This window comes from Streptomyces sp. NPDC002130 (assembly GCF_040296465.1).
GTDB lineage: Bacteria > Actinomycetota > Actinomycetes > Streptomycetales > Streptomycetaceae > Streptomyces.
Map to the genome: position 1 here is coordinate 15147 of NZ_JBEOXI010000065.1, position 21533 is coordinate 36679.

Genomic DNA, 21533 nt, shown 5'->3' on the forward strand with positions numbered 1-21533 from the left:
TTCCCCGTGTCCATGTGGCCAGCGAGGTAAGGGAGTCAGCCGATGACCGGAGCAGTATCCCCCGACCGACGCCGCTTTCTGACCGCAGGTGCCGCCGTGCTCGGTGCCGCGGCCTCCGCCCAGCTGTGGCTCCCGGCCGCCGCGCGCGCGGCGGAGACGCCGCTGCCGGACGGTGTGTTCAGCCTCGGCGTCTCCTCGGGCGACCCGCTCCCGGACGGCATCGTGCTGTGGACCAGGCTCGCCCCGGACCCGCTGAACGGCGGCGGCATGCCCGACCGGGTGGTGCCGGTGGAGTGGCAGCTCGCGGAGGACCCCCGGTTCAGAAAGCCCGTCCGACGGGGCACCGCCCAGGCCCGGCCCGAGTACGGGCACAGCGTTCACGTGGACGTACGCGGGCTGCGCGCGGACCGTACGTACTGGTACCGCTTCCGCACCAGCGGGCAGCTCTCGCCCGTCGGCCGCACCCGTACCGCGCCCCACCCCCACAGCTCCGGTGGCTCCCTGCGCATGGCCCTCGCCTCCTGCCAGAACTGGCAGCACGGCTACTTCACGCCATACGCGGACATGCTCGACCAGGACCCGGACGTCGTGGTGTTCGTCGGCGACTACATCTACGAGTCCACGCCCTCGGCGACGGCGCTGCGGCGGCACGAGGGCACCGGTGAGCCGTTCAGCCTCGTCCAGTACCGCAACCGGTACGCCCAGTACCGCACCGACCCGGACCTCGCGGCGATGCACGCCAACGCGCCCTTCGTGGTGACCTTCGACGACCACGAGGTGGACAACGACTTCGCCGGCGAGATCCCGCAGGACCCGGACAAGCAGCCGCACGACGCGTTCGTCGCCCGGCTGACCGCTGCGTACCAGGCGTTCTACGAGCACATGCCGGTCCGTGCCACCGCCGTCCCGGACGGACCGCACATCCGGATGTACCGCCGCCTGGAGTTCGGCCGGCTGGCCCGGCTCAACGTCCTGGACACCCGCCAGTACCGCAGCGACCAGGCCACCAGTCAGGTCGGCGCCCAGGACCCCTCGCTGACCATGCTCGGCGCACGGCAGAAGCAGTGGCTGCTGAACGGGCTCCAGGACTCGCCCGCCCGCTGGAACCTCATCGCCTCCCAGATCATGATGGCCGAGACGGACCTCAAGGTCGGCGAGGGCAAGCTCTGGTTCTACGACGCCTGGGACGGCTACCAGGCCGAACGCAACGCGTTCCTGGAGGAGTTCCGGCAGGTCCGCAACCCCGTGGTGCTCTCCGGGGACCGGCACCTGACGATGATCAGCGACCTCAAGGAGGACTACGCCGACCCGGACTCGAAGGTCGTCGGCGCCGAGTTCGTCGGCACCTCCATCTCCAGCAACGGTGACCAGGACCAGGAGGCCTTCCGCAAGGAGTGGGACCCGCGGCGCCCGGACAACCCGCACTGGAAGCTGCTCGACGCGCACCGCGGCTACCACCTGTTCGACGTCCGCCGCGACGGTATCGACGCCCAGGTCAGGGTGGTCGACACGGTGCGCCGGCCCACGGCGGCCCCGAGCACGCTGGCCCGGCTGAGGGTCGAGGCGGGCCGGCCGGGCGTCGAGGTCGTCTGACCCGGTCCGCGAGCCGCGTGAGCCCGGGACTCGTCGGAGTCCCGGGCTCTTCGCCGTGCTGCGCGGGCGGGCCGGGTGAGAAGCCCGACCCGGGTGTGCGGCGTATTGCTCTCGCCGAGACCGAAATGCTGCGGAATCGCAACCAGGAATTCCGTGGCAATGCGCCGGCGGGGGAGCCGCATTAGCGGCTGACGGCATGAAGAACACATGCAGCCGTGCGCACCGGGAAGTGGAGATCCGGGCACCGGAACCCCCGTGCCCGGCCCCGCGGGCGGCGGGCGCGGTACGCGGGGCGCCTCCAAAGCGCGTACCGTGCACTGGACATCGTCCGAGGAACCCGTGAAGGCCCCCGGTCGCCGCTGTCCCGTGCGGCTCCGCTGTCGCTGAGCTTCTGTGCAGTTACTCACAGCGCAATTTCCCGGGGCTCGCGCAACCGTCCGCAATCACCAGTGTCGTCAGGTGAATGAGAGGTGGCGCGCACATATGCGGTGGAGGGCGCTCACCTTGCATCGCGGTAACCACAAGTGGGACCATTTCCGGGTTCCCTGTCGCCCCAAGGTAGGTCACCTGTGTCCCAGCACATAGCCAAGCCCCGTACCACCGCAGTGATCCTGGCCGGTGGCACCGGTCAGCGCGTGGGTCTGTCGATCCCCAAGCAGCTGCTGAAGATCGCCGGCAAGGCAGTCATCGAGCACACGCTGACCACCTTCGAGAACGCCGACTCGATCGACGACATCATCGTGCTGATGGCACCGGGTTACGTGCCCGACATCGAGAAGATCGTCGCGAAGGCCGGATTCAAGAAGGTCTCGAAGGTCATCGAGGGCGGCTCCACGCGGAACGAGACCACCGAGCGCGCCATCGCCGCGCTGGGTGAGGGCCTGGCCGAGGGCGAGGACGCCAACGTCCTCTTCCACGACGCCGTGCGCCCCCTGCTCTCACAGCGCGTCATCGACGACTGCGTCGTCGCGCTGGAGCGCTACCAGGCCGTCGACGTGGCCATCCCGTCCGCGGACACCATCATCGTCACGCGCACGCACGGCGAGGACGGCGAGTTCATCACCGAGATCCCGGACCGCTCCCGGCTGCGCCGCGGCCAGACGCCGCAGGCGTTCAAGCTGTCCACGATCAAGCGGGCCTACGAGGTCGCCGCCGGCGACCCCAACTTCCAGGCGACCGACGACTGCTCCGTCGTGCTCAAGTACCTGCCGGACGTGCCGATCCACGTCGTCGCGGGTGACGAGTACAACATGAAGGTCACCCAGCCCGTCGACGTCTTCATCGCCGACAAGCTGTTCCAGCTGGCCTCCACGGCCGCGCCCGAGCAGGTCTCCGAGGAGGCTTACCGCGAGCTGCTCACCGGCAAGACCATGGTCGTCTTCGGCGGCAGCTACGGCATCGGCAAGGACATCGCCGAACTCGCCGAGTCCTACGGCGCCAAGGTCTACGCCCTCGGCCGCTCCACCACCGGCACCCACGTGGAGAACCCGGAAGAGGTCGACGACGCCCTGTCCAAGGCGTACGCCGAGACCGGCCGTATCGACTACGTGGTCAACACCGCCGGTGTGCTGCGCATAGGCAAGCTCGCCGAGACCGACAACGCCACGATCGAAGAGGCGCTGAAGGTCAACTACCTGGCCCCGGTGCAGATCGCCCGCTCGTCCTACAAGTACCTCTCCGAGACCAAGGGCCAGTTGCTGCTCTACACCTCCAGCAGCTACACCCGGGGCCGTGCCGAGTACAGCCTGTACTCCTCCACCAAGGCGGCCATGGTGAACCTCACTCAGGCCCTGTCCGACGAGTGGGCCGGCGACGGCGTCCGCGTCAACTGCATCAACCCCGAGCGCACCGCCACCCCCATGCGCACCAAGGCCTTCGGCCAGGAGCCCTCGGGGTCCCTGCTGTCCTCCGAGGCCGTGGCCCGCACCTCCCTCGACGTGCTGCTCTCCGAGCTCACCGGTCACGTCATCGACGTCCGCCAGCAGGACCCGACGGCCGGCGCGGCCCGGGCCTCCGGCTTCGAGCAGGCACTGGCCACGGTGCTGGACCGGCAGGACGGCGTGTAATAATTGGCGCCAAATAGACTTCAGTAATTCAGGCCTCTGCGCCCTCCTGTTAACGGGTTTCCGTGCACAGGAGGTTTCGCAGGGGCCTGAATCCATACAGTCTCGCGAATATTCACAGACCAGCCGCATTCTCGAACCAAGACCGGCACACCCCTCCCAAGAGCAGGTTTCTCCGTGATATCCACCGCTATTCGCGTCGCCCGGGTGGGCAGCGCGGCCGAGCTGGCCGCGGCGGTCCTCATGGTGGCGGGCTTCCCCGCCCTCATGCTGGCCGCGCTCGTCCCGAGCGTTCCCGCCTTCGCGGCAGCGGCCGCCGTGACGTACCTGGCGGACCACTATCTGCACCGCAAGGGCAGCTACCTGATCAACCGCCTCGGCAAGGTGCGGGCCGGCCTGTCGATCCGCTTCCTGATCCGGCAGCTGCTGCTCGTCCTGCTGCTGGCCCGGCTGTCCCTCGCGGACAACCTGATCTACTACGGGGCGATCGCCTGCTTCATCGCCTTCTACGGCCTGCAGGCCCCGCACGGCGCGCTGGTCCAGCTGATACGCAACCGCCGCCGCATGCCGGTGGCCACCCGCAACGTCGACCTGGCCTCCCGCATCCGCATCCCGGACGCCCCGCCGCGCAAGCTGCTGCACCGCTCCGCCGAGAAGATGCTCCACCTCGACCTCGCGGCCGTCGTCGGCGTCCTGCTCGCCGCCCAGGTGAAGTCGGCCCTGATCGGCTTCATCGGCATCGGCATCACGGTGGCCGTGGCCACCCTGTACGTCCTGGCGCTCGTGCCGTTCGTGCGCGGCCGGAAGATTCCGCCGAGGGCCGAGATCGTCCTGGCCGCCGTCGACGACTGGCTGGCTGAGTACAAGCCGGAGACGGTCCTGTACTTCTCCGGTTCCAGGGACTCCGCGTACCAGGTCAACATGTGGCTCGACACCATGGAGAAGCTGGAGTCCAAGCCGCTGATCATCCTGCGTGAGCGGGCCATCCTGAACAGTCTGGCGCCCACCACGGTCCCCGTCATCTGCGTGCCCGGAGGGGTGCACCTGATGAACATGGACCTTTCCACGGTGCGCGTCGCGCTCTACGCGGCCAACGTCGGCAAGAACATCCACATGCTGCGCGTGCCCACCATCAAGCACGTCTTCATCGGCCACGGCGACAGCGACAAGCTCGCCAGCGTCAACCCGTACAGCAAGGTCTACGACGAGGTGTGGACGGCCGGCCGCGCGGGCCGCGACCGCTACGCCATCGCCGACGTCGGTGTCCGCGACGACGACATCGTCGAGGTCGGCCGCCCCCAGCTCGCCCCGATCCAGACCTGGCAGGGCGTGCCCGAGGGCCGCATCCCGACCGTGCTGTACGCCCCCACCTGGGAGGGCTGGGACGGCAACCCGGGCAACACCTCGGTCGTGCTGGCCGGCGAGAACATCGTGAAGCAGCTCGTGCAGGCCGACCCGCCGGTCCGCGTCCTGTACAAGCCGCACCCGTTCACCGGCAACGTCAGCAAGGAGGCCGGCGCCGCGCACCGGCGGATCACCGCCCTGGTGCAGAAGGCCGCCGCCGAGCGGGCCATCAACAGCCGGTTCATCGCCGACACCGCCGCCCAGGCGCAGGCCAAGGCCGAACTGGACCGCATCCAGGCCCGGCTCGCGCAGCTGTCCGGCTCCGGCGGCGACCGTGGCGACGAGGCCGTGGCCACCCGTGACGGGCTGGTCGACCTCGCCCGGCACGAGGAGGTCGCCCGGCTGCGCGCCGAGTGGAACGACGCCTACTGGCGGTCCTTCCCGTCCTGGGAGCACCGCGTCATCACCGGTGCCGAGCCGCGGCTGTACGACTGCTTCAACGTCTCCGACGCGATGGTCTCCGACATCTCCAGTGTGGTCTCCGACTTCATCGCGAGCGGCAAGCCGTACGCGGTCACGGACTCCGCCGAGGTGGGCGTCGAGGAGTTCAAGCGGAACAACACGGCGGTGCGTGCCGCGGTGATCCTGTCCAACAGCGCCGACGAGCTGGGCGAGCTGCTCGGCGCGGTCCGCGCTCCGGACACCGACCCGCTGGCCGAGGACCGCAAGGAACTCAAGCAGTACCTGCTGGGCCCGGACGAGCCGACCTCGCTGGAGCAGTTCAACACCGCCGTCGCGAACCTCGCCCTCAAGGCCGAGACGCGCAACGTCGGCCAGCAGTCACGGGACGCGGCCGCCCTCGCCGAGACCGAGGCCGAGCTGGCGAACGCCGTGCCCGGGCAGCGGGTGGCCGCGGCCGGTGACACGGACGGGGTCGGAACGGCCTGAACTGCCGCCGCTGGCTGAAGAGTTCGGCCCCGAGGAGAAGCTCCTCGGGGCCGAACTTTTTCCCTTTCCCGGACCTGTCGGACCACTGTGTGACGTGTCCCACTAACACCCGTGTGCGAGGCAACCGCTTGCCTCGATCACCCGTCTAGCAAGTAGCGAATGAGGCGATACGGGGGGAATATCCCATTGACTAGGGGGAACGTGACCGTGACGCAGCCTGATGTGAGTGTGATCATCGGTGCGTACGAAGCGATGCCGTATCTGATCGAGTGCCTCTCGTCCGTCGAGGCACAGACCATCGATCCGACGCGCGTCGAGGTCATCGCGGTGGACGACGGCTCGACGGACGGAACGGGGGAGTACCTCGAGGAGTTCGCCGAGCGAGCCCCCATGCACGTGCTGGTGATCCGGCAGGAGAACTCAGGCGGCCCCAGCGGCCCCCGCAACGTGGGCCTGGGGAAGGCAAGCGGGCGTTACGTGTTCTTCCTCGACGCCGACGACCGGCTGGGTCCCGAGGCCCTGGAGCGGATGGTCGCCATGGCCGACCGTGCCGGCACGGACGTGGTGCTCGGCAAGGTCGAGGGCGTCAACCGCTCGGCGCCGAAGTCCATGTGGGGCAGGACGGTGGAGCGGACGGACGTCTTCTCCTCCAACATCAAGTTCACGCTCAGCGCCCAGAAGCTGTTCCGCCGCGCGCTGCTCGACCGGCACGGCATGCGCTTCGACGAGTCGCTGTTCACCGGCGAGGACGCGCTGTTCACCATGGAGGCGTATCTGCGGGCGGACGGCGTCTCCGTGGTCGCCGACCACACCTGCTACTACCTGGTGGGCCGTGACGACGGCAAGCACGTGACCAAGAGCGGCAGTTACACGCTGCGCTTCGACTCCGCGCGGGCCCTGATGGAGCTCATCGCCGAGCTCGTCCCCGCGGGCGGCCGGCGCGACCAGCTGATGGTCCGGCCCTTCCTCATCACGCTGCTGCCGCAGTTCGGGCCCAAGTACCTGACGGACAGCGAGGAGATACGGCGGCACAAGTTCGAGCTCGCCAAGCCGCTGATGGACACCTACTGGACCGAGGGCGTCGCCCAGCGCCTCAAGGTCCACGAGCGGCTGCGGCTGCACCTGGTCGCCGAGCAGCGTCCCGAACTGCTCCTGGACGTCGTGAAGTTCGTCAAGAGCAAGAAGCAGGCGGCGGCCCTCCTGGAGAGGAAGGGCCGCCGTGTGTACCTCGCCTACCCGCACTTCAGGGACCGCGCCGCCGGCGTCCCCGACTCGGTCTACCTCGCCGAGCCCCGGGAGGCCCGCGCCTTCCCGGGGTACCGCGAGGGCGGCGTCGACACGTTCGTACGCCGGGCGGTGCGCAAGGCGCGAAGGGTCATCACCTCACGAGAGGTACGGCACGCGGCCTGACCAGGCCTGCCGTCGCTCAGCGTGGTGCGGTCGGGACCGCGGTGCCGGTGCGCTGGCCGGGCACCGCGGCCAGCCGCTCCGTCACCCGTGCCCGGTGCTCCCGGGCCTCCGCGCTCAGCGCCCGGACGGCCTCGTTGAAGCGCTCCTGCGACGTCGGCTCCGCAGGGCCCAGCAGACGCAGCTTCAACTCGGCTCGCGCCTCGGCCAGTTCGTCCTGCTCCGGGTGCCGGACCGTCTCCAGCAGGCTCGGCACCCCGGCGGCGTCCGGCGTCAGCACCGTCGCCGCCACCACCGTCGGGAACGCCGTACGGAAGGCCTCCTCGGACAGCCCGCTGGTGTTGGCCACCGCGTACGGCTTCTCGCTCGCCAGGAAGTCGCTGATCACGCTGGACACATCGCTGATCAGCAGGTCGGACACGTTGAAGCAGGAGTACAGCGTCGGCCGGGCGTCCGTGACGATCTGGTGCTCACCCGCCGGCAGCGAGGCCCAGTACGCCTCCTCCCACGCGGCCGTCGCCCGTGCCACCGCCTCAGCGCGGCCCGGCTCCGGCGCCGACTGCACCAGCATCCGCTCCACGGTGTCGGCCCCGGAGCGGAAGACCGACGTGGTGAGCCGGTCCAGCTCGGCGGTGCGGCGGGCGAGTTCCGCGCTGTCCGAGGGGCGTGTCCCCGCCCGCTCCCGGTTGGCCGCCCGGATCAACTCCCGGATCCGCAGATCGGCCGCGCCCGCGCGCGGATCCACCGAACCCGTCAGCGGATGCGGCTTGTACAGCAGCCGCACGCCGGGGTCCGCGAGCAGCGCCCGCACCAGGTTCTCCCCGGCCGCGATCACCGACGTGTTGCCGGGGTTGCCGTCCCAGCCCTCCCAGGTCGGCGCGTACAGCACGGTCGTCCAGGGCCCGGCCGGCGGGCCCGCGTAGGGCAGTATGCCGTCCAGCTGCGGGCGGCCCGTCTCCACCACGTCCTTGTCCTCGACCCCGACCTCGGCCAGCGCGTACCGCTCGCGCGCGGCGGGCCCGGCCACCCACACCTCGTCGTACGCCTTCGCGTACGGGTTGCACGAGGACAGCTTGTCGCTCTCACCGTGGTTGACGAAGGTGTGCCTGATGGTGGGGATGCGCAGCACCTGGGAGGTCTTGCCGGAGTTCGACGGGTGGATGAGGACCTGGAGCGTGGAGTGCTCCAGGCGCATCAGCGTCGACACCTTCGGCAGGCAGACGATCGGGATGTCCGTCGCCGCGATCTTCTGCACCATGAACCGCTCGCGCAGGATGATGACCGGCCTGCCCTCGATACCGGCGAGCGGTTCCAGCCACATGTTCGCCTGGTACGCCGAGGCGGCGCCGCCGGAGAAGTACAGGCCGGCGGTCGGCCGGTACGCGGCCAGCCATGCGTCGAACCACTCGAGCACCTCCTGCTCGCCCGCCGGACGACGGCCCGGCAGCAGCCGGAGCAGCAGTGCGCCGAGGCCGGTCAGCCCGAGGGCGAGGGAGAGCGCGATGCCCGCCGCCGCGTACACCGGACGGTCGCCCGGCGCGCTGGCCAGCAGCCCGGCCGTCGCCGGCAGGCCGAACACCAGCAGCCGGTGGCCGGGGCGGCGCAGCAGCACGGGCGGGGCCGGGGACAGCCGCAGCGCCGAGGCGTCGATGTTCCGGGTCAGCACCGGCAGGGTGCGGGTGCGGCGCACCAGCACGGAGACCGCCTGGATCGCGCAGTGCAGCACGTAGCAGACGAGCAGCCCGGCCACCAGCGGCGCGTACACCGTCTCCCGGTCCTGCTCGCCCAGCCGCAGCAGGGCCACGACCAGCAGCAGGTCCCGTACGACCTGACGCACGATAGTGTCCGCGTGCGACTTGGCGAACAGCGACAGCACCCCGCGCTGCCACCGGTACAGGGCGCCTTCGGTGGCCAGGGAGACGACCGTCGCTGCGAGCAGCAGCGGGACGTCGGGCAGCAGCGCCGCGACCGCCTGTGCGGCGAACGCGGCGGCCAGGACGACGGTGACCAGCCCCTTGAGGAGGGCTTGCTGACGGGGGAGAGGTACGGGCACTGCGGTCACTCCAGGAGCGTCGGGTCGGCGCAGGTCGGCCGTCCGGGTTAACGCGCGGCGGCCTCCCGACGACACGCGCGTGTCGCCAGGGTGTGGGGGTGGGGGCCGTAAGGCGTGTCGTCGGACGGTAGCGGAAGATCCTGTTCCTGTCGTGGGGTGGGCCCGGAAGAGGCAGAAGGTCGGTTTCCGGCCGTAGGAGAGGACGAGCCGACGGAAGGGAGGGGCCGCTGCGCTCCCGTGACGCGGACCGCACCGTCCGTAGCGTGGACCGGCGCCGCACCCCGTCCGGGCGTCCCGTAGATTTCCTGATGAGGGAGCGAATCGACGCGAGGGGACGGACGGCGACGTGGCAGGGGCAAGGCAGGCCGTGGGCGAGGCCCGCAGGATCGTCGTCAAAGTCGGGTCCTCCTCGCTGACCACCGCCTCGGGCGGCCTGGACGCGGACCGCGTGGACGCGCTGGTCGACGTCCTCGCCAAGGTCCGCAGCGGCGGGGAACGCGAGATCGTCCTGGTCTCCTCGGGCGCCATCGCCGCCGGTCTCGCCCCGCTGGGCCTGCGCCGCCGCCCCAAGGACCTCGCCCGGCAGCAGGCCGCCGCCAGCGTCGGCCAGGGCCTGCTGGTCGCCCGTTACACCGCCTCTTTCGCCCGCTACGGCGTCCGTGTCGGGCAGGTCCTGCTGACCTCCGACGACATGAGCCGCCGCTCGCACCACCGCAACGCCTCGCGCACCCTCGACAAGCTGCTCGCGATGGGCGCCTTCCCGGTCGTCAACGAGAACGACACTGTCGCCACCGACGAGATCCGCTTCGGCGACAACGACCGCCTCGCCGCCCTGGTCGCCCACCTCGTCCACGCCGACCTGCTGGTCCTGCTGTCCGACGTGGACGGCGTCTACGACGGGGACCCCGCGAGGCCCGGCACCTCCCGCATCGGCGAGGTGCGCGACCCCTCCGACCTCGCGGACGTCGAGATCGGCAGCACGGGCAAGGCCGGTGTCGGCACCGGCGGCATGGTCACCAAGGTCGAGGCCGCCCGGATCGCCGCTGCCGCCGGTGTCCCCGTCGTCCTCACCAGCACCGTCCACGCGGCCGACGCGCTGACCGGCCAGGACACCGGCACCTTCTTCCACCCCACCGGCAAGCGCTCCGCCGACCGGCTGCTGTGGCTCCAGCACGCCTCCACCCCGCAGGGCGCGCTGACCCTGGACGACGGCGCCGTGCAGGCCGTCGTGGACCGCCGCAAGTCGCTGTTGCCGGCCGGTATCGCCGCCGTCGAGGGCGAGTTCAGTGCCGGCGACCCGGTCGAGCTGCGGGACGGCACGGGGCACGCGGTCGCCCGGGGGCTCGTCAACTTCGACGCCAAGGAGATCCCCCGGCTGATCGGCCGCTCCACCCGGGAACTGGCCCGCGAACTCGGACCCGCGTACGAACGCGAGGTCGTACACAGGGACGACCTGGTGGTCCTGCACCCCTAATGTGTCGAAACGTCCGCCCCCGGTGGTGGACGTTCCGCAAAACCGCCACGCGATCCCTTGCGGCCTGCTCAACTTTGTCTCGGGGAACTGTTCCGCAGCAGCGCCACTGTGCAAAGGAGGCCGTCGTGAGACGAGTGCGCCCGGGGACTCAGGCGTCCCGCGGTGGTGCCGGCTCCCGCGCGGCCGGCGAGGAGCGCGCCCTGACCAGCGTGGCGGCCGGGGACCGGTTCGAGGGCGAGGAACCCGTGGACACCCCACGCCTGTGGCACGTCACCCTCAGCGTCTCCGGCAAGGAGGCCCCGCTCCCCGAGGTCCGGCGCGCCCTGGAGCAGCTCGCCCACGACCACCCCTTCTTCCTGACCAGCCGGTACGCGGTCGACCACGCGGAGATCCGCTACTGGGAGGAGGCCCGCGACCTGCACGACGCGGCCGCCGTCGCCCTGCGCCTGTGGGGCGAGCACCGGCAGACCGCCGGGCTGCCGCCCTGGGAGATCGTCGGCCTGGAGGTCATCGACCGCGCGACCTACCACCAGCGCATCGCCGAGGGGTACGGTCCGCCGCCGGCGTCCCCGGTCGGCGTCCACCCGTTTTGACCCGTTCCACGAAGTGTCTCGCGCTGTGGAACGAACGATGAACCGAGCCGCCCGGCGCACTACCCTTCCCTCATGACCACGCTCTCTCCGTACGACTCCATGTCCCCGGTCACCGAGGCCGCCTACCGCGCCAAGGCCGCCGCCGCGACCCTCGCGCCGCTGCCCCGGGCCGAGAAGGACGACGCGCTGCTCGCCATCGCGGACGCGCTGGAGGTCCGTGCGAGCGAGATCGTCGAGGCCAACGCCGAGGACGTCGCCAGGGCCCGCGAGGCCGGCATCAGCGAGGGCATGATCGACCGGCTCACGCTCACCCCCGAGCGGATCCGCGCGATCGCCTCCGACGTGCGCGACGTGGCCGCGCTGCCCGACCCGGTCGGCGAGGTCGTGCGCGGCTCCACGCTGCCCAACGGCATCGACCTGCGCCAGGTCCGCGTGCCGCTCGGCGTCGTGGGGATCATCTACGAGGGCCGGCCGAACGTCACCGTCGACGCCGCCGCCCTCTGCCTGAAGTCCGGCAACGCGGTCCTGCTGCGCGGCTCCTCCTCGGCGTACCGGTCCAACACCGCCCTCGTGCGCGTCCTGCGCGACGCCGTGGGCGGGGCCGGGCTGCCCGCCGACGCCGTGCAGCTCGTCCCCGGGGAGAGCCGTGACAGCGTGCGCGAGCTGATGCGCGCCCGCGGCCTGGTCGACGTGCTCATCCCGCGCGGCGGCGCCTCCCTGATCAACACGGTCGTGAAGGAGTCCGTCGTCCCGGTCATCGAGACCGGCACCGGCAACTGCCACGTCTACGTCGACGCCCAGGCCGACCTCGACATGGCCGTCGAGATCCTGATCAACTCCAAGGCCCACCGGGTCGGCGTCTGCAACGCCGCCGAGACCCTCCTGGTCCACCAGGACATCGCCGCGGAGTTCCTGCCCCGCGCCCTGGACGCCCTCGCGGAGGCCGGGGTGACCGTGCACGCCGACGAGCGCGTGCAGGCCCACGCCAAGGGCTCCAAGGCCACCGTCGTCGAGGCGACCGCCGAGGACTGGGAGACCGAGTACCTGTCGTACGACATCGCCGCCGCGGTGGTGGACTCGCTGGACAAGGCCGTCGAGCACATCCGGCTGTGGACCTCCGGCCACACCGAGGCCATCGTCACGACCTCCCAGCAGGCCGCCCGCCGCTTCACCCAACTGGTCGACTCCACCACCGTCGCCGTGAACGCCTCCACCCGCTTCACCGACGGCGGCCAGTTCGGCTTCGGCGCCGAGATCGGCATCTCCACCCAGAAGCTGCACTCCCGTGGCCCCATGGGCCTGCCGGAACTGACCAGCACGAAGTACATCGTCACCGGGGACGGGCACGTGCGGCGCTGAGCCGTGCTCCCCGCGGAGTCACGGGCATGCGCACCCTCGCATGCCCGTGCAGGGTTCACCCGGGTGGCGCAGATGCGTACGGGAGGAGTGCCGGGCGGGCGTGCGCCCTCCGGCCACCGTGGAAGCCGTCTCGACCGGCGGATGAATTTCCATACCGTCTGCCCAAAATGACCCCCCAGGTCTACTCTGGATCCGTGCCGGAGGACGTGGGGGGCACGCCGTTTCCGGACGGCCGGGAGCCCGACGACGACCACGACCGCGGGGTGTCGGACGAAGAGTTCGCCTCCGTGGTCTTCGACGAGGCCTTCGTACGGGCGGCCGTGGTGCACGAGCCGACCGCGGTGGAGCGCCTCCTGGCCGCAGCACAGGCGAGAGCCGAGGCCTCCGAGGCCGAGGCGCGCCGAGCCCACACCAGAGGCGAGCGCTACGACGACGGGTACGGCCCGGACCGGCGGGGCGTGTTCGGTCATGATCACGGCCTCGACGAGCTCGACGATCCCGACATCCTCGAGGACCACTACGGCAGCACCGGGCCGTACTCCAGACAGGTGCGCTGGCACCGGCCCGTCGCCTGGCTGCTCGCCCTCGTGATGGGCATCGGCATGGTCGCCCTGGCCTTCACGGCGGTCTACCGGGGTGCGTCCTCCAACCGCGAGGAGCCCGCGCCGCCGCCCGCCTCGACCGGGCTGGAACAGGGCAGCGCAGTGGCCCCCTCGGCTTCCGCCGAGTACTCCCCGCCGGCCGTCTCGGTGATCCCCCGCAGCCCCTGACCGGAACCCGCCCATCTTGGTGAGAACCTGTCAGAACTTGCGGAGCAGCCGGGCGTTTACCCGGGCTTCCGGCGACCTACCCTGAAGATATGGGCGGGCCTGGAAACCCACCTGAGGGGACTCCCGAGGGCGCCCCCGGAGGTGGAGAGGACGAGTACCGATCCGTCGTGTTCGACGAGTCGTTCGTCCGTGCTGCCCGTCTCCAGGAGTTCTCCGCGCAGGAGCGCATCGCCGACCACGCCCCCGCAGTGCGACGCCGCCCGCCGCTGCGCCGGGGCCTGTCCCGGCAGGCCCTGGTCCTGGTTCTGCTGATCGCCGTCGCCTTCGGCACCGCGATCTACATGGGCGTACGGCACCCCTACCAGACGCCCGCCGCCCGGGAGCCCGTCGAGCCCCTGCGGATGACCGTCATCCCGCTCGCCCCCGAAGGCAAGGTGCCCGGCACGGCGGATCCGGCCTACCTGTACGAGCACAGCCCCGCCGCACAGTTCCGGACCGGCGCGGAGGGGGTGCCCCTGCCCGCCTCGCGGCGCACCGCGCACTTCTCGGACAGCCAGGTCGTGAGCGCCCTGACCACCGCCAAGGACTACATCGTCCGCTCGGCCCTGGACCCGGAGGTCCTCACGGGCGGTGAGGTCCGCGCCGTCCGCGTGCTGCTCGACGCCGACCAACTGGACCAGTTCGACCAGAGCTTCGCCCGTCCCACCGCCGACGGACGCCACGCGCCCACCGGCTGGCTGGTCCGCTTCGACCCCTCACGCGCCGAGCTCGCCGACCGCAAGGTCCGGGTCCAGGGCACGCTGCAGGCCGCCGAGGCCGACGCGTCGACGCTGGAGGTCACCGCCGACCACACGTTCGTGTACGCGCTGCGAGCGGCCGGGGGCAGTGACAAGGACGAGGTGTCCCTGTTCACTCTGCGGCGCGAGCTGCAATTCCGCTTCGACCGCGAGGATCTGCGGCTGCACCAGGCCCAGCTCCTGGTCTCCTACGTCCAGGCCGGCCCTCTCTCCTGCGCCGAGGACTCCACGAACCACCTCAGGCCCCTCCTGGCCGGCCAGACGGCCAAGGAGGGCGGCCCCGCCGGCACCGACCCCTACGCCACGGGCGGCGCGACGGCCCTGTGCGGCTCCCTGGCGACGAGCGCGCAGCCGAAGGTGTGAGGGGATTTCGAGCGGCTGCGGAGGCCGGCGGGCGCCGAGAGGAAGCCCCGAGAGCCGCGGGGCCGGGAGACGCGGAGAAGCAGTTCGAGGGGGCTGCGTGGCCGGTAGGCGAAGGAGAAGGAGCCCGAGGGGGCGAGCCCCGAGGGGGGCCGCCCGGGCGCTGGGTGGCCGGTAGGCGCGGAGAGAGCCCGAGCGGGACGCCCCGGGCCGGTACGCGGCCTTGTGGCGGCTAGCTCTCGTCGCGTGGCGGGCGGTCGTCACCCGAAGGGTCCGACGGGTCGGCCTCCGGCCCCTGAGGCGGCTTCGGGGGCGCGGTCGTGAAGCCGCCGAAGCCGCGGCGGACCCGGTCGCCCAGGTCGCCGGCGCCGCCCGCGAGGTCCGTTACCAGCTTCATCAGCGGGTCCTTGGAGCTCTTCACGTGGGACGTGTAGTGGTTCGCCGAATCCCGCCAGGAGTCCCGGACCGAGGTGTCCTTGTCCTCGTCACGCCGCGCGTAGTGGCCGTCCATGATCCGCTGGAAGTCCCGCGACTCCGCCCACTTCTTCAGCTCGGCGGCCCGCACGGTGGTGAAGGGGTGGGAGCGGGGCAGCACGTTCAGGATCTTCAGCACGGAGTCGCGCAGGTCGCCCCCGGCCTCGTACTCCTCGGCCTGGGCCAGGAACGCGTCCACGTTCATCTCGTGCAGGTGGTTACCGCCCGCGATCTTCATCAGCCCCCGCATCGAGGCCTGCAGATCCTGCCCGACCAGCAGCCCCGCGCGGTCCGCGGACAGCTCCGACTTGCGGAACCACTCCCGCAGCCCGGTCACGATCGCCATGATCGCGAGATTGCCCAGGGGGATCCAGGCGACCCGGACGGCGAGGCTCGTCAGGAACAGCAGGATCGTCCGGTAGACGGAGTGCCCGGACAGCGCGTGCCCCACCTCGTGCCCGACGACCGCCCGCATCTCCTCCTCGTCCAGCAGCTCGACGAGACCGGTCGTGACGACGATGATCGGCTCGTCCAGGCCGATGCACATCGCGTTCGGCTGCGGGTCCTGGTTCACGTACATCGGCGGGACCTTCTCCAGGTCCAGGATGTAGCAGGCGTCCCGCAGCATCACGTTCAAGTGGGCGAACTGCTGGTCCGAGACGCGCACCGAGTCGGACAGGAACAGCAGCCGCAGACTGCGCTCGGGCAGCAGACCGCTCAGCGCCTTGAACACCGTGTCGAAACCGCTCAGCTTGCGCAGCGCCACCAGGGCGGAACGGTCGGCCGGGTGCTCGTACGTACGCGAGGAGATCCCGGGGAAGCGCCTGCGCTGCCTGCTCGGCACGCGCTCGTGCCCCTGCTGCTCGTGGCCGTCGGACATGTCTTCCCCCATGCGTCTGGTGTGACTTTTGCGGCCCTTTGTGCGGCCTTTTGCTTCCCCGAGGCAGAGCCCAGCCTAGGCGGCGTTACGGTGGTCGGGCAGTACAGCGAAGGAGATCACCGCCATGGAGCACCACCCCGCGACCGCCTGGCTCGCCGAGGCATCGAGCGCCGCCGAGGGGCAAGGGCCGGGGTTGCTGCGGATCGTGCTGATCGTGATGATCCTGGGCTGTGCGCTGACCGCGTGGTTCCTGCTGCGTGGCTACAGACGGAAGGACGACTGAGGCCACACGAAGGTTCCCCGCCGGGCCCTGGGACCGGCCCCGGTGGCACGCGTGACCGCCCACGGCACGAACAAGCGGAGTCGGGGTGATCGCGGAACGGGCGCCCGCTTACGATGAGCCGACGTCTTTAACCCGCCCTCACGCGATAGGTCCTGCCGAAGATGAGCTTCCACAGCACCGCTGCCCAGTTGGTCACCCTCGCCGCCGAGGGCGAAGAGCACGGCGGAAACCACGAGAGCCTCAGCCCCTACCTCACCGGCGGCGGCGCGCTCTTCATCCTGCTGCTCCTGCTGTGGATCACCACCCGCTTCAACCGCGACCGCTGAGACCGGCGGGGCATCCCGCCGAGGATGCCCGGGGGACCACGGGGGCGGCCGGAGCCCTCAGGCAGGGCCGGTAGGGTCTGCACGCATGGGAGAGCAGGACATGCCTACCGGTCCGGCGAACGAGACGCCGCACGACCCGGCACAGGAGACGGCGAGCGGCACCGAGCGACACTCGGAGCCCCGCCGTGCCTCCGCGACGGCCCCCCGCACCGGCGCCACCGGAGAAGGCGCTTCACGGCGGGGCAGGCGCCGGCTCGGCGTCATGGGCGGCACCTTCGACCCGATCCACCACGGGCACCTGGTGGCGGCCAGCGAGGTCGCCGCGGCGTTCCGCCTCGACGAGGTGGTCTTCGTCCCGACCGGTCAGCCCTGGCAGAAGAGCCACCGCAGCGTCTCCCCGGCCGAGGACCGCTACCTGATGACGGTCATCGCGACCGCCGAGAACCCGCAGTTCTCCGTGAGCCGCATCGACATCGACCGCGGCGGCCCCACCTACACTGTGGACACCCTGCGCGACCTGCGCGCGCTCAACCCCGACACGGACCTGTTCTTCATCACCGGTGCCGACGCCCTCGCCCAGATCCTCACCTGGCGGGACAGCGAGGAGCTGTTCTCCCTGGCGCACTTCATCGGGGCCACCCGGCCGGGCCACCACCTGGACGACTCCGGTCTCCCGGAGGGCGGTGTCTCGCTGGTGGAGGTTCCCGCCCTGGCCATCTCCTCCACCGACTGCCGCGCGAGAGTCGCCAAGGGCGATCCGATCTGGTACCTGGTGCCGGACGGCGTCGTGCGCTATATCGACAAGCGCGAGCTGTACCGCGGCGAGTGAGCCGAGAGGGGCACCGGTGAACGACCGATACGACGCGGGGGCCGCGGACCACGGCGCCGACCAGTACGAGCTCGTCGGCTACGACGAGTACGGCCGGCCGGTCTACCGGCCGGTCCAGACCCAGCAGCAGACGTACGACCCGTACGCCCAGCAGCACCAGCAGGGCTACGGCTACGACCCGTACGAACAAGCGGCGCAGCAGCCCCCGTCGGCGTACGGCTACGGCACGGGCGAGCCCGCCGCCGACTACGGCTCCTACGATCCGTACGGCACCGCCCCGCAGCAGGGCGGACCCGCGCAGGGCGCCCCGCACGACCCCTACGGCCAGGCCACCGCCGCAGGTGCCACCGGCCGGCAGCCCCGCGTCGCGGAACAGCAGGCCCAGCAGACCGCACACATCCCGCAGCAGGCCGGCCCGGCCCACGACCAAGACACTCCCGCCGAGCCGCAACGGGAGTACCACACCGAGCAGTTCGCCTTCGTCGAGGAACCGGACGCCAACTCCGAAGACGTCATCGACTGGCTCAAGTTCACCGAGAACCGCACCGAACGCCGCGAGGAGGCCCGGCGCCGGGCCCGCAGCCGGATCGTCGCCCTGGCGGTCGTCCTCGCGCTCGTCGCGGCCGGCGGCGTCGGCTGGCTCTGGTACGCGGGGAAGCTGCCCGGCCTGTCCTCCGAGGACTCCACGACGGGCACCGCGACGGCCGCGGGCGCCCAGAAGCGCGACGTGATCGTCGTCCACCTGCACGACACCAAGGGCGGCGGCACCTCCACGGCCCTCCTCGTCGACAACACCACCACCCAGCGGGGCACCACCGTCCTGCTGCCCAACTCCCTCGCCCTGACCAGCGACGACGGCACCACGACGACGCTCGCCAAGTCGGTCGAGGACGACGGTTCCGACGGCACCCGCGACGCGCTCGACACGGTCCTCGGCACCGACATCGAGGGCACCTGGCGCCTGGACACGCCCTACCTGCAGAACCTCGTCGACCTCGTCGGCAACATCGACGTCGACACCGACACCGACGTCCCCGACCCCGCCGCCAAGAAGAAGGGCGAGGCCCCCCTGGTCAACAAGGGCCGGGACCAGACCCTCAGCGGCAAGATGGCGGTCGCCTACGCCACCTACCGCGCTCCCGGCGAGGCCCAGAACGCCCAGCTGGAGCGTTTCGGGCAGGTCATGCAGGGCGTGCTGCGCAAGATGTCCTCCGACCCGCAGGCCGCCACGACCACCATCCAGACCCTCGCCCAGATCCTCGACCCGTCCCTCACCGACAAGGACCTCGGCACCTTCCTCGCCGGGCTCTCCGACCTCGCCAAGGGCGGCGACGTCAAGACCGATCTGCTGCCCGTCCAGAACGACGGCACGCTCAGCGCCCAGGCGAGCGCGGGAGTCGTCAAGAACGTCCTCGGCGGCACCGCCAAGAGCCCCGACAAGGGCGCCGCCGTCAGCGTCGCCGTCCAGAACGCCACCGGCGTCGAGGACAACACCGAGAAGGCCCGCGTCGTGCTCCTCAACGGCGGTTTCACCTTCCTGGAGAGCGGCACCGGCGCCGCCCGGGCCACCTCCGAGGTCGTGTACGCCGACGCCGCCGACAAGGCGAACGCCGCCGAGGTCGCCAAGACCCTGGGCCTGCCCGCGGGCTCCGTCACCAAGGGCAGGATCTCCGCGAGTGCCGACGTCTCCGTGGTCCTCGGCCAGGACTACAAACCGTCAGCCGGCTAGGCGGCGGGAGCGCGCTCCCCATGTGATCCCCGTTATCGCGTGGGGGGCCCGCGGCGGTCCGTGAGACCCTTGGGTGTCAAGTGTCCGCCGACCGAAAGCCTTGCAGTGACCGTGACCGACCGCTCTCACGAGCTGATCAACACCGCCGCCCAGGCGGCCGCCGACAAGCTGGCCCACGACATCGTCGCCTACGACGTCAGTGACGTGCTGTCCATCACGGACGCCTTCCTGCTGGCCTCCGCGCCCAACGACCGCCAGGTCAAGGCGATCGTCGACGCGATCGAGGAGCGCCTGTCGAAGGAACTCGACGCGAAGCCGGTGCGCCGCGAGGGCGACCGCGAGGCCCGCTGGGTGCTGCTCGACTACGTCGACATCGTCGTCCACGTCCAGCACAGCGAGGAGCGCGTCTTCTACGCCCTGGAGCGGCTGTGGAAGGACTGCCCCGAGCTCGACCTGCCCGAGGAGGCCAAGGCCACTCGCGGCAAGGCCGAGGAGCACGCCAAGCTGCGGGCGGCCGAGGAGGAGGCGGAACTGGACGGTGACTGGCGGTGACCTCCTCCAGTGAGGCGTCCGCCGGGAAGGGCCGTGGCCGTCGCATCATCCTCTGGCGGCACGGCCAGACCTCGTGGAACGTGGAGCGCCGCTTCCAGGGCACCACGGACGTCGAGCTGACCGAGACCGGCGTCGCCCAGGCCCGCCGCGCCGCCCGGCTGCTCGCGTCCCTGAAGCCGGACGCCATGGTCGCCTCCGACCTGCGGCGCGCAGCGGCCACGGCCGCCGAGCTCGCCACGCTCACCGGCCTCGACGTCACCCACGACGAGGGGCTGCGGGAGACCTACGCGGGCGTCTGGCAGGGCCTGACGCACGAGGAGATCATCGCCCGGTACGGCGAGGAGTACGCCGCGTGGAAGCGCGGCGAGCCGGTGCGCCGTGGTGGCGGCGAACTGGAGTCCGAGGTCGCCGACCGCGCGGCCCCGGTGGTGCTCCGGCACGCCGAGAAGCTCCCCGAGAACGGCACGCTCGTCGTGGTCAGCCACGGCGGCACGATCCGCACCACCATCGGCCGCCTGCTGGGTCTCGACCCCCGCCACTGGGAGAGCCTCGGCGGACTCTCCAACTGCTGCTGGTCCGTGCTCGGCGAAGGCGCCCGTGGCTGGCGCCTGCTGGAGCACAACGCCGGCACCCTGCCGGAACCGGTGCTCGGCGACGACGACTGACCCCGGATTTCACTTTCCGGCAGGTCGCAGGCTAAAGTTCTTCTTGTTCGCCCCGCCAGCGGGGCGAGACACCATGTGGCTCCGCCACATGGCGCGAGGGGCTATAGCTCAGTTGGTAGAGCGCCTGCATGGCATGCAGGAGGTCAGGAGTTCAATTCTCCTTAGCTCCACGTCAAGATCCCGTTCCCGGTGTGGGGGCGGGATTTTTCGTGCTCCGGCTTGAGTCACTCGGGCTCGCTGAGGCGTATACCTCTACGGCCCCGCCGGGTGGCGTGTCCGGACTGGTACTGAGGCGTCGCTGACCGTATTGGTCCGGCCGTGGCAGAATCAAACGGCCGGAAGGGGGCGCGGCCCGACGGGAGGAGTAGCGATGCCTGCGAGCATCCTCGAGGAGGTCGACCACCTCCTCGAAGCAGCGTTCACACGGGACATGTCCACCCGACTCAGCTGCCCTTCCTGCGGTTCCGCGCACGTGGCCCAGATGCTCGGCGACAACGGCGGGGTTTCCTACGTGTGCACGGCCTGCGGCCACAGCTGGAGCTGATCGATGGGTGCCCACAGGCGGAAGTGCGACTGGTGCGGCAGCGGGACTCCGATCGTCCGCGACATGGAACCGATCAATCCCGACTACCAGTACTGGTGCGAGGAATGCGCGCGGGCGCTGATCATAAAAGGCGACCCGATCGAGACGTACCGAGAGTTGGAGGGCGAGCCGATCTACGGCCGGCTCCTGGAGGAGCACTGCACGCTCAAGCGGTTCTATTCGTTCGTCACGGCCTGACGTTCGACGGCCCGGTATCGACATAACGGGCATATCGGGCAAGGGGAAACCGATTTGGTGTTGGGCCCGCAGGACCAGTAATGTTGGCTTCGCCGCCGGGGAAACCGGGCGGAGCACAACAAGGGGCTATAGCTCAGTTGGTAGAGCGCCTGCATGGCATGCAGGAGGTCAGGAGTTCAATTCTCCTTAGCTCCACAAGAGATGAGAAGGGGGGGCCGGCGCAAGGGATTGGCCCCCGTCATGTTGTGGGTGT

At 70.7% G+C, this 21533-nt stretch carries 19 protein-coding genes and 2 tRNA genes; 19 read left to right on the top strand and 2 right to left on the bottom strand.

Translation table 11 applies throughout. From position 1 onward, the window contains the following. The first annotated feature begins 42 nt into the window (after window positions 1-42). From ABT116_RS15185 to ABT116_RS15200, 4 genes are all read left to right on the top strand, one after another. On the top strand, window positions 43-1593 hold the full coding sequence (locus ABT116_RS15185) for an alkaline phosphatase D family protein (RefSeq protein ID WP_351632806.1): 1551 nt from the start codon (window positions 43-45) through the stop codon (window positions 1591-1593). 569 nt (window positions 1594-2162) lie between these two features. Beyond that, window positions 2163-3659: a D-ribitol-5-phosphate cytidylyltransferase gene (locus ABT116_RS15190; RefSeq protein WP_344453487.1), complete on the top strand. Its 1497-nt coding sequence runs from the start codon at window positions 2163-2165 to the stop codon at window positions 3657-3659. A gap of 204 nt (window positions 3660-3863) precedes the next feature. Beyond that, entirely contained in the window at window positions 3864-5948 is a 2085-nt protein-coding gene (locus ABT116_RS15195) for a CDP-glycerol glycerophosphotransferase family protein (RefSeq protein ID WP_351632839.1), read from the top strand. A gap of 201 nt (window positions 5949-6149) precedes the next feature. After that, the gene (locus ABT116_RS15200; RefSeq protein WP_351632809.1) at window positions 6150-7358 is read left to right on the top strand and encodes a glycosyltransferase family 2 protein; all 1209 of its coding nucleotides are present in this window, start codon (window positions 6150-6152) and stop codon (window positions 7356-7358) included. 16 nt (window positions 7359-7374) lie between these two features. On the opposite strand, the gene ABT116_RS15205 is transcribed toward ABT116_RS15200, so the two are convergent. Continuing rightward, window positions 7375-9408 carry a CDP-glycerol glycerophosphotransferase family protein gene (locus ABT116_RS15205; protein ID WP_351632812.1) on the bottom strand — a complete coding sequence of 678 codons (2034 nt, stop codon included), beginning with the start codon at window positions 9406-9408 and terminating at the stop codon, window positions 7375-7377. Between the two features lie 367 nt (window positions 9409-9775). Between ABT116_RS15205 and proB the strand changes: the two genes are divergently transcribed. The 5 genes from proB to ABT116_RS15230 all read left to right on the top strand — a co-directional run bounded on the left by proB (window position 9776) and on the right by ABT116_RS15230 (window position 14764). Beyond that, complete coding sequence (gene proB / locus ABT116_RS15210) at window positions 9776-10882, top strand: glutamate 5-kinase (protein ID WP_351632842.1); 1107 nt, start codon at window positions 9776-9778, stop codon at window positions 10880-10882. 134 nt (window positions 10883-11016) lie between these two features. Beyond that, window positions 11017-11475 carry a DUF8830 family protein gene (locus ABT116_RS15215; protein ID WP_351632845.1) on the top strand — a complete coding sequence of 153 codons (459 nt, stop codon included), beginning with the start codon at window positions 11017-11019 and terminating at the stop codon, window positions 11473-11475. Window positions 11476-11547: 72 nt separating this feature from the next. Beyond that, window positions 11548-12834 (top strand): glutamate-5-semialdehyde dehydrogenase, encoded by a 1287-nt coding sequence (locus ABT116_RS15220; RefSeq protein ID WP_351632815.1) that lies wholly within the window; start codon window positions 11548-11550, stop codon window positions 12832-12834. Window positions 12835-13028: 194 nt separating this feature from the next. Then, the gene (locus ABT116_RS15225) at window positions 13029-13604 is read left to right on the top strand and encodes an SCO2584 family spore wall biosynthesis protein (protein ID WP_502983869.1); all 576 of its coding nucleotides are present in this window, start codon (window positions 13029-13031) and stop codon (window positions 13602-13604) included. A gap of 89 nt (window positions 13605-13693) precedes the next feature. Beyond that, entirely contained in the window at window positions 13694-14764 is a 1071-nt protein-coding gene (locus tag ABT116_RS15230) for an SCO2583 family membrane protein (protein WP_351632821.1), read from the top strand. 229 nt (window positions 14765-14993) lie between these two features. Here the strand turns inward: ABT116_RS15230 and ABT116_RS15235 are convergent, their stop codons facing one another. Then, window positions 14994-16115 carry a M48 family metallopeptidase gene (locus ABT116_RS15235; RefSeq protein WP_351632848.1) on the bottom strand — a complete coding sequence of 374 codons (1122 nt, stop codon included), beginning with the start codon at window positions 16113-16115 and terminating at the stop codon, window positions 14994-14996. A gap of 124 nt (window positions 16116-16239) precedes the next feature. Here ABT116_RS15235 and ABT116_RS15240 point away from each other — a divergent pair, with 124 nt between their 5' ends. The 10 genes from ABT116_RS15240 (at window position 16240) to ABT116_RS15285 (ending at window position 21475) form a co-directional block, all read left to right on the top strand. Further along, complete coding sequence (locus ABT116_RS15240; RefSeq protein ID WP_351632823.1) at window positions 16240-16398, top strand: hypothetical protein; 159 nt, start codon at window positions 16240-16242, stop codon at window positions 16396-16398. A gap of 161 nt (window positions 16399-16559) precedes the next feature. Next, on the top strand, window positions 16560-16724 hold the full coding sequence (locus tag ABT116_RS15245; RefSeq protein WP_003990192.1) for a hypothetical protein: 165 nt from the start codon (window positions 16560-16562) through the stop codon (window positions 16722-16724). A gap of 85 nt (window positions 16725-16809) precedes the next feature. Continuing rightward, on the top strand, window positions 16810-17553 hold the full coding sequence (gene nadD, locus ABT116_RS15250; protein WP_351632826.1) for a nicotinate-nucleotide adenylyltransferase: 744 nt from the start codon (window positions 16810-16812) through the stop codon (window positions 17551-17553). A gap of 16 nt (window positions 17554-17569) precedes the next feature. Continuing rightward, window positions 17570-19282, top strand: coding sequence for an LCP family protein (locus ABT116_RS15255; protein ID WP_351632829.1), 1713 nt, complete (start codon window positions 17570-17572; stop codon window positions 19280-19282). Between the two features lie 105 nt (window positions 19283-19387). Further along, window positions 19388-19834, top strand: a complete 447-nt coding sequence (rsfS, locus tag ABT116_RS15260) for a ribosome silencing factor (RefSeq protein WP_053669099.1) — start codon at window positions 19388-19390, stop codon at window positions 19832-19834. Continuing rightward, the gene (locus ABT116_RS15265; protein WP_502983870.1) at window positions 19825-20499 is read left to right on the top strand and encodes a histidine phosphatase family protein; all 675 of its coding nucleotides are present in this window, start codon (window positions 19825-19827) and stop codon (window positions 20497-20499) included. Before rsfS ends, ABT116_RS15265 begins: the two co-directional genes overlap by 10 nt. Before the next feature lie 97 nt (window positions 20500-20596). Further along, window positions 20597-20669 (top strand) — tRNA-Ala (locus tag ABT116_RS15270). Between the two features lie 200 nt (window positions 20670-20869). Beyond that, on the top strand, window positions 20870-21043 hold the full coding sequence (locus ABT116_RS15275; protein WP_351632836.1) for a hypothetical protein: 174 nt from the start codon (window positions 20870-20872) through the stop codon (window positions 21041-21043). A gap of 3 nt (window positions 21044-21046) precedes the next feature. Beyond that, window positions 21047-21280 (top strand): hypothetical protein, encoded by a 234-nt coding sequence (locus ABT116_RS15280; RefSeq protein ID WP_006136074.1) that lies wholly within the window; start codon window positions 21047-21049, stop codon window positions 21278-21280. 122 nt (window positions 21281-21402) lie between these two features. After that, window positions 21403-21475: transfer RNA gene (locus ABT116_RS15285), tRNA-Ala, on the top strand. The last annotated feature ends 58 nt before the right edge of the window (window positions 21476-21533 follow it).